This is a genomic window from Candidatus Glassbacteria bacterium (assembly GCA_019456185.1).
In the GTDB taxonomy this organism is placed as follows: Bacteria; Gemmatimonadota; Glassbacteria; order GWA2-58-10; family GWA2-58-10; genus JAJRTS01.
Genome location: VRUH01000053.1, coordinates 1 through 6,382, shown reverse-complemented (window position 1 = coordinate 6,382; position 6,382 = coordinate 1). Strand labels below are relative to the sequence as shown.

4 protein-coding genes and 1 pseudogene (1 of these 5 cut by a window edge) are annotated in these 6,382 nt (G+C 63.8%); 3 read left to right on the top strand and 2 right to left on the bottom strand.

The window, feature by feature from the left end; genetic code table 11:
* The 3 genes and pseudogenes from FVQ81_15015 to FVQ81_15005 form a co-directional block, all read left to right on the top strand.
* Positions 1-651: pseudogene (locus tag FVQ81_15015) on the top strand (DegT/DnrJ/EryC1/StrS family aminotransferase); it begins 454 nt to the left of the window's first position.
* 56 nt (positions 652-707) lie between these two features.
* The gene (locus FVQ81_15010; GenBank protein ID MBW7997847.1) at positions 708-1,817 is read left to right on the top strand and encodes a peptidoglycan bridge formation glycyltransferase FemA/FemB family protein; all 1,110 of its coding nucleotides are present in this window, start codon (positions 708-710) and stop codon (positions 1,815-1,817) included.
* A 52-nt stretch (positions 1,818-1,869) separates the two neighbouring features.
* Positions 1,870-3,015: a glycosyltransferase gene (locus FVQ81_15005; protein ID MBW7997846.1), complete on the top strand. Its 1,146-nt coding sequence runs from the start codon at positions 1,870-1,872 to the stop codon at positions 3,013-3,015.
* On the opposite strand, the gene FVQ81_15000 is transcribed toward FVQ81_15005, so the two are convergent.
* Both FVQ81_15000 and FVQ81_14995 read right to left on the bottom strand, forming a co-directional pair.
* Positions 3,005-5,209, bottom strand: a complete 2,205-nt coding sequence (locus FVQ81_15000; protein ID MBW7997845.1) for a hypothetical protein — start codon at positions 5,207-5,209, stop codon at positions 3,005-3,007. The genes FVQ81_15005 and FVQ81_15000 overlap by 11 nt on opposite strands.
* Positions 5,210-5,253: 44 nt before the next feature.
* Positions 5,254-5,508, bottom strand: a complete 255-nt coding sequence (locus tag FVQ81_14995) for a hypothetical protein (GenBank protein ID MBW7997844.1) — start codon at positions 5,506-5,508, stop codon at positions 5,254-5,256.
* Between the last annotated feature and the right edge of the window lie 874 nt (positions 5,509-6,382).

The window sequence follows — 6,382 nt, the reverse complement described above, 5'->3', positions numbered from 1 at the left end:
CTGGATGTTATCGAGGACTGCGCCCAGGCCCACGGCGCACGGATCGGCACGGCCGCCGCCGGGACGTTCGGACGGATCGGCTGTTTCAGTTTCTACCCCACCAAGAACCTGGGAGCTCTCGGCGATGGCGGCGCGGTAATTACCGCCGAGCAGGGACTTGGCGAGGAGGTACTGCGGCTGCGCCAGTACGGTTGGGAGCAAAAATACAATTCGCTCAGCCGGGCGGGACGTAACAGCAGGATGGACGCTGTCCAGGCGGCCGTGCTCCGCGCCAAACTCCCGCATCTGGACAGTTTCAACCGGCGGCGGCGTGAGATTGCGAACAGGTATATCGACGCTCTGAACGGAATGGACAGCCTGTCCCTGCCGCCGGAATCGGGCAGCGATTCAGTCGCCCATCTGTTTTGCGTTCGGCATCCGGAGCGCGATCAAATCAGAGAAAAGATACACCGGGCGGGAGTAGCCACGGATATCCACTACCCCGTTCCCGATTACAGTCAGCCCGGCCTGAGCCGCCCGGACGAGAGTGCGCCGGAGCTTCCCGCCACCGAACAGGCCTGCCGCGAGGTGTTCTCGCTGCCGTGTTACGCGGAACTCGAGGAGACAGAAATCGGGGCGGTGATCGAGGCGGTGACCGGCGCCGTGTCCTGATCCCGGCGCTTGCTGGTTTGTCTGCGAGTAAAACCTCTTCCCGGAGTTTGCCAACCTTGTCCTCAGCAGGCAGCGAAACGCGGGCAGACCTGACAGCCTGCCGCCTGGAGTCACTCGACTCACATTCCTGGGACGCCTTCGCGGCCGTAAACGAGCACGGCGCCTACGCCCAGACCTCGTTCTACGGACGGTTCGAGGAGGCGGTCAACGAGTATGCCGCGGCCCATTTCCTCTCCGCCCGGCAGGACGGGCAGACTACCGGCCAGCTGCTGGCGATCGAGAAGTTCGATTATGAGCTGCTCTTTCAGCGGCCCGGAATTATCGGCCGCCTGGGCGCCTGGCCCGCCGCGTTGTTTCGCTCCCTTTCCTGGAACTACGGCCCGCTGTGTTCCGGCCCGCACCCGCGGACCGATACCCTGGCGTCTCTGCTCGCCGGAGTTGACGCTCTGGCGCGGGAACGCAACGCCTTCATGGTCCGCCATGCCCTGCCGCCTGTCCACGGCTGGGATAGCCTGGCCGGAGACTACCGCGAAACATTCGGCCGGTTCGGTTACCGGACGCGCAGAAAAGCCACGGTGCTGCTCAATGTGGCAGGCAGGAGCCTGGACGAGCTGTGGGACGGCCTGGACAAAGACAGCAGGCGGGTGGTGCGCAAGGCCCGGAAACAGGGAGTGGAAGTTGTGGAGGCCGCCAGCGGCGAGCATATCGAGGCATTCCACCGGATACGCCTGGAAACCGCCCGGCGCAATAATTTCCGTCTCCCGGACAAGAGCCATTTCGAAGAGATAAGGCGCATATTCCCCCCGGACGTGTACCGGATTCTCCTTACCCGGCACGAGGGCAACTGGGTCAGCGGACAGGGCCTGGGAGTCAGTAACGGGAACCTGATCCTGGGCGGAGTCGGTTACTCGGACTACGCCCGCGAGAACAGGATCTACGGCAACGACCTTATGCAGTGGCACGTGATCGAGTGGGCCCACGGCCAGGGCGCACGGGTAGTCGACTGGGTGGGATATTTCCTCGAGCCCCGCAACGAGGGGGAAAAGGGGGTCAACCACTTCAAGCTGAAATGGGGCGGCGAGGTTGTGGAATACGACGAATTTTACAAGGTTTACGGGCCGCTGCGCCACGGGGCGGTGCAACTGGCCAGGAAACTGTTCGGCTGAACACCAAGCGCAAGCGGATCAGCCGGCTAATTCGGACCGGAACGATTGAACGATGAAAATCGCCTGGCTCGGTAACCTGTGCAACGTCGGGTTCAACAACGTCCGGCTGCTCAATTCCGCCGGAGTGGACGCCGAGCTGTACCTTCCAGCCGTGCGCCTGAAGCGGCCGGGGGTCAGTAACCCCGAGCACGAGTACGAGGGCGCCTCGCGCGAGCACTTCCTGCGGCCCTACAACCGGGACTATCTCAACTACCTCCTCAACCGGATAGGAGTTCCCGGTCCGCTCAGCACTCACGAGCATGCCGTGGGGCGATCAGTCAGCCTGGTGCAGGCCCAGACCTGCAGTGAAATCTCCGCCCTGCGGATCAGGCGCAGATACGGTGTCCCCTATGCGGCCCTGGCCACGGGCGCCGACCTCAGCGAAATCGCCCCCGGCCGCTCGCCGTTGAGCCGTCTCTACCGCAGTGCGCTGAAGGGGAGTTCGCACCTGTTCCTGACCAATATCGACCAGTTCGCCACCCTGGATGCGCTCGGGCTGAACCTGCCCTCTGTCAGCTTCCTGCCGTTCAGTATCGGGATGGACCGTTTCGAGCCGCGCCCCAACCGCCCCGGCGCGGAAACAGTGTTTTTCTCGGTTGCCCGGCTGGACTGGACCTCCACCAGCAGGAAATCGACCAAGAGCAACGATATCTTTCTCAAGGGGTTCGCCCGTTTCGTCCGGGAGCGGGAAATCGGCAACTACAAGCTGTGGATCGCAGACTGGGGGGTGGACAGGCAGGCCACCCGGGAGCTGGTCGACTCACTGGGGATCGGGCGGCTGGTCAGCTATCTCGAACCGGGGAACAAACAGGCGTTCTACGCCAGCCTCGCCCGGGCGCACGTAGTGGTGGACCAGTTCAAACTGGGCGCTGTCGGTCTGGCGGCGCTGGAGTCGATGGCGATGAGCCGCCCGGTTTTCGCCTGCTGCAACCAGGGCCTGGCGCAAAAAGCCTACGGGGAGGACATCCCGGTTATCAACTGCGCCAACGAGGAGGAGGTGTCCGCCGCCCTGGCCACAATTACGCCTGCTGCGGTCGAGGAAATGGCCCGGACTGTCTACGACTGGGTCGGCCGCCACCACAGCGAAAGCGGGATCGCGAAACTGCTGATCGATACGTACCGGAAAATCCTGGCTGCCGGCGAAAAAGCTAATCGCTGACTCCCCTCAGGCCCTGCTGCGGCTGGACCGATTCGGCCAGGGGCTTGTCCACCACCACGTTCCCGCCATCGACGATCCTGATATGTCCGCCGGGGTCGCCTTCCGTGCCGAACGTCACCCGGAATTCCCGTCCCTCGTGCTCGAATTTCACGCCGGCGTACCCCGTCCCCTCCAGCAATTCGCAGTCCGCCATGTAGTTCAGCTCGTCGTCCCCCACCTGGATCACGTGCAGGAACAACTCCCCGCTTCGTCGGCCTCCCGGAGTAACCTCCACCCGCCACTGGCCCAGCAGCGCGGTTGTGTCCGGTGCGCGCCAGCCCGCCGGCAGGGGCCAGTTGCGCCCTCCCGACCAGAACTGCCTGCCCGGTCCGCCGATCTTGGTCAGCCGGGCGTCGGCGGGCAGCAGGGTGCGGCAGAACAGACGGCCCCGGTCGTGGCCGGAGCGGAAGGTCCTGCCGAAAATCATCGGCTCGGTGGCGGTGTGCAGCAGCCAGGTTTTATCGAACGAGGGACTAGCCGAAACCACCCGGTCAAACACGATAAAAAAATCCGGCGGCAGGAACACGAACTGGCGGGTCACCAGCTCGCTCTTGTCCGGGTGGTAGCAGGTGGTGGCGTCACCGGCCACATAGGCGTAATGCTCCCCGGACTCGAACGCCACCGGCTCGCTGCACAGGATTTCCCGCTGGCCCCCGTCGTTTGGCGGAGGCACGGCCAGCTCGCCCTCGGCCGGAATCCCCACTCTTTTGCCCCAGTAGGACGGCATTTCCTCGCCCGGCATGTAGATCAGGATACTGTTATGGGCGATCGTGCGGCAGTAGTAGTTGTAAAGGTGGATTCCCGGCTCGGGACGGCTGCCGGTGTCCAGGGCCTGGAACCCCTGGCGGTAGATCGCGAAATGGAGGTGGTCGAAATGCTTATGCTGCTCCAGCGCCCCGCCGAGAGTGAACAGCGCGTAGGTATCGTCATCCTCCGACCCGCTGCGCAGGAACACCTGGCCCATGTTGTTGAAATGGCGTGCCAGGGGCATCGCCGGCGGAAGCTCGACCGACTCGTAGTTTTCCCCACCCGTCCCGGTCAGCAGGAACCGCGCCCAGGGGAATGAACTCCTTCGCTCGCGGTTCAGCCGGGCCAGCAGCCAGCGGGTGACCGTGGCGTATTCGGGCAGGAGGCCGGCGTAGAAATGCTCGATCTGGCTCAAGTGCAGATGCAGGTTGCCGGTGCGGATCCGGTTGGTCAGGTGGTAGTCGTCGCCACTGCCCAGGTGCAGGCCGCCGGGCAGGCGGTTCCAGTAGATATAGCCGGCCAGACGGGCCACGTAGGGCCACTCCCGCGAGATATCCTCGCCCGTGGCCGAGCGGTAGCTGTGGAAGAAATTGAACTCCGCCCAGGGATAGGCGGCCAGCGCGTAGTTCAGCGCCGCCGACGCCGACCCGCCGTCATCCCCGGCAGCCGCGCTGCGGTAGGCCAGCAGCTCATTGTACTGCTCGTAGCCGTCGGCCAGGAACGCCTCGGCCAGGCTGTCGGCGATCCCCTCGCCGTAGAGCGCCAGCCCCGCGTACCAGGCCAGCGAGCGGGTCCCGTAGAACCCCGAGTGCGGTCCGCTCCAGTTTTCCCGCTCGAACGGCTCGCGGGGTCCGCGGTACGGTCCGGTGGGCATCACGTTGGCCGTGGCCTCGATAAAGCTCCGGCCCATGGCGTTGCGGACCTCCACGTCCAGGTCCTCGAAAATCCAGTCAAACGCGGCCCAGGCGTTAACCCGGCTGAACGAATACCAGCTTACGCTCTGCTGCCGCCCGTAGCGTGCATGGTACCAGGCGATACTTGTTTCCAGCAGTCTGCGGGCAAGTTCCAGGTATTCCTCCCCACCGCCCATCCTGTAGCTAAACGCCGCCCGGCTGGCGTCGGTGCCGTAGTCTCCCGGTTCCAGATAATCCAGCGCCAGCAGGGAATCGCAGCGGGCGTCGAACTCGTTGAGCAGATCGTGCTCCCTGTAAAGTGCGTGCTGCTGAATCCCGCGCCACTGGTCGCTGTTGAAAAAGATCCGCGGGTGATCCGGTCTGATTCTGGATTTCCAGTCCGCGTGAGCGGCAATTTCCGCGGTCCGTTCCGGAGCGGAGCACCCCGTGCAAACAGCCGTTCCCGCCAGCACCAGGACCAGACACACCAACCGTAAACCTTTGAGAGAACTCATCGAATGCCCCCTTCAGGCTGTGGAATGCTACCTTTGTCTCCCGCCTATCTCCTCAGCAATTTACCCCGCTGCTTCGCGGCGGTCAAAGCTTCACAGGTATGACTTTCCTCCCTCAGCGCCTCCGCCTGAGATTCGCCTCGGAAAAACCGCAGCAGTTTTTCCGAGTACAGTTCGAGCTGGCCCGAGAGGCCGTGGTCGATGTCGTACCAAAGCTGCTCTTTCGGCTCGCCCGCCAGCGCGAACCAGACCCGGGAGCCCTCGGGCGCCAGCGGCACGGTCAGGATACCGGCAGTTTTCATCAGCGGAATTCCTCCCGCTGAGATTACAGGCCGAGGATCGGGATTTCCCGTTTTACGCTCCATTTGCCGCGGGTGAAATCGGGGAAATCCACCGGACTGCTCCGCTTGGCCACCGACTGCTCGGTGAGCTGGCTGACCGCGCTCCAGGTCGCCGAGTCGTAAACATCGATCGGGGTGCCGACTCCCAGGCGGACCGCTGCCAGGAACTGGTGCTGGGTCAGGAAATCGGCCCCGTCGTGGCCGTGGGCCAGCGCCTGCTCGCCCAGCTTGCGCCACAGCGGGTGGTCGAACTGCCCGTAGTACTTCTCGATATCCTCCCAACTGTGCTCCTCCGGGCTACGGCCCTCGAAATAGCATTTGCGCAGGGTGCGGCTGTAGATTCCCCCGGTGCCCTGGACCCTGAATATTTCATCGTAGGGCCGCGAGCTCTGGGTGTCGTGGTAGAGCGTGACAGTCAGGCCGTTTTCGGTGGCCAGCAGGCTGGTGTTGATATCGCCCAGAGCGTATTTACGGGTGGCGTTGGGGTGGTCATCACCGAACATTTGAGCGATTTTCGTGTTCATCCCGCGGCTTTTGGTGCTCATCGACACCAGGTAGGTAAACCTGTCGCCGCGGTTGATTCCCAGGCTCCACGCGGCGGGTCCGATCGGGTGGGTGGGATAGAGATTGCCGTTGCGCCACAGGGCGTGCTTCCCGCGCCAGAGCAGACTGCCCCCGGGGCCGATCTTACCTTCCACGCCTCTCAGCCAGCGCACATCGTGCTGGTAGCCCGCCTCGCAATGCAGCAGTTCTCCGAACAGCCCGGCGGAGATCATCTCCAGCACGAGCATGACGTAGCGGTAGTAGCACTCGTTTTCCAGCATCATGCAGGGCA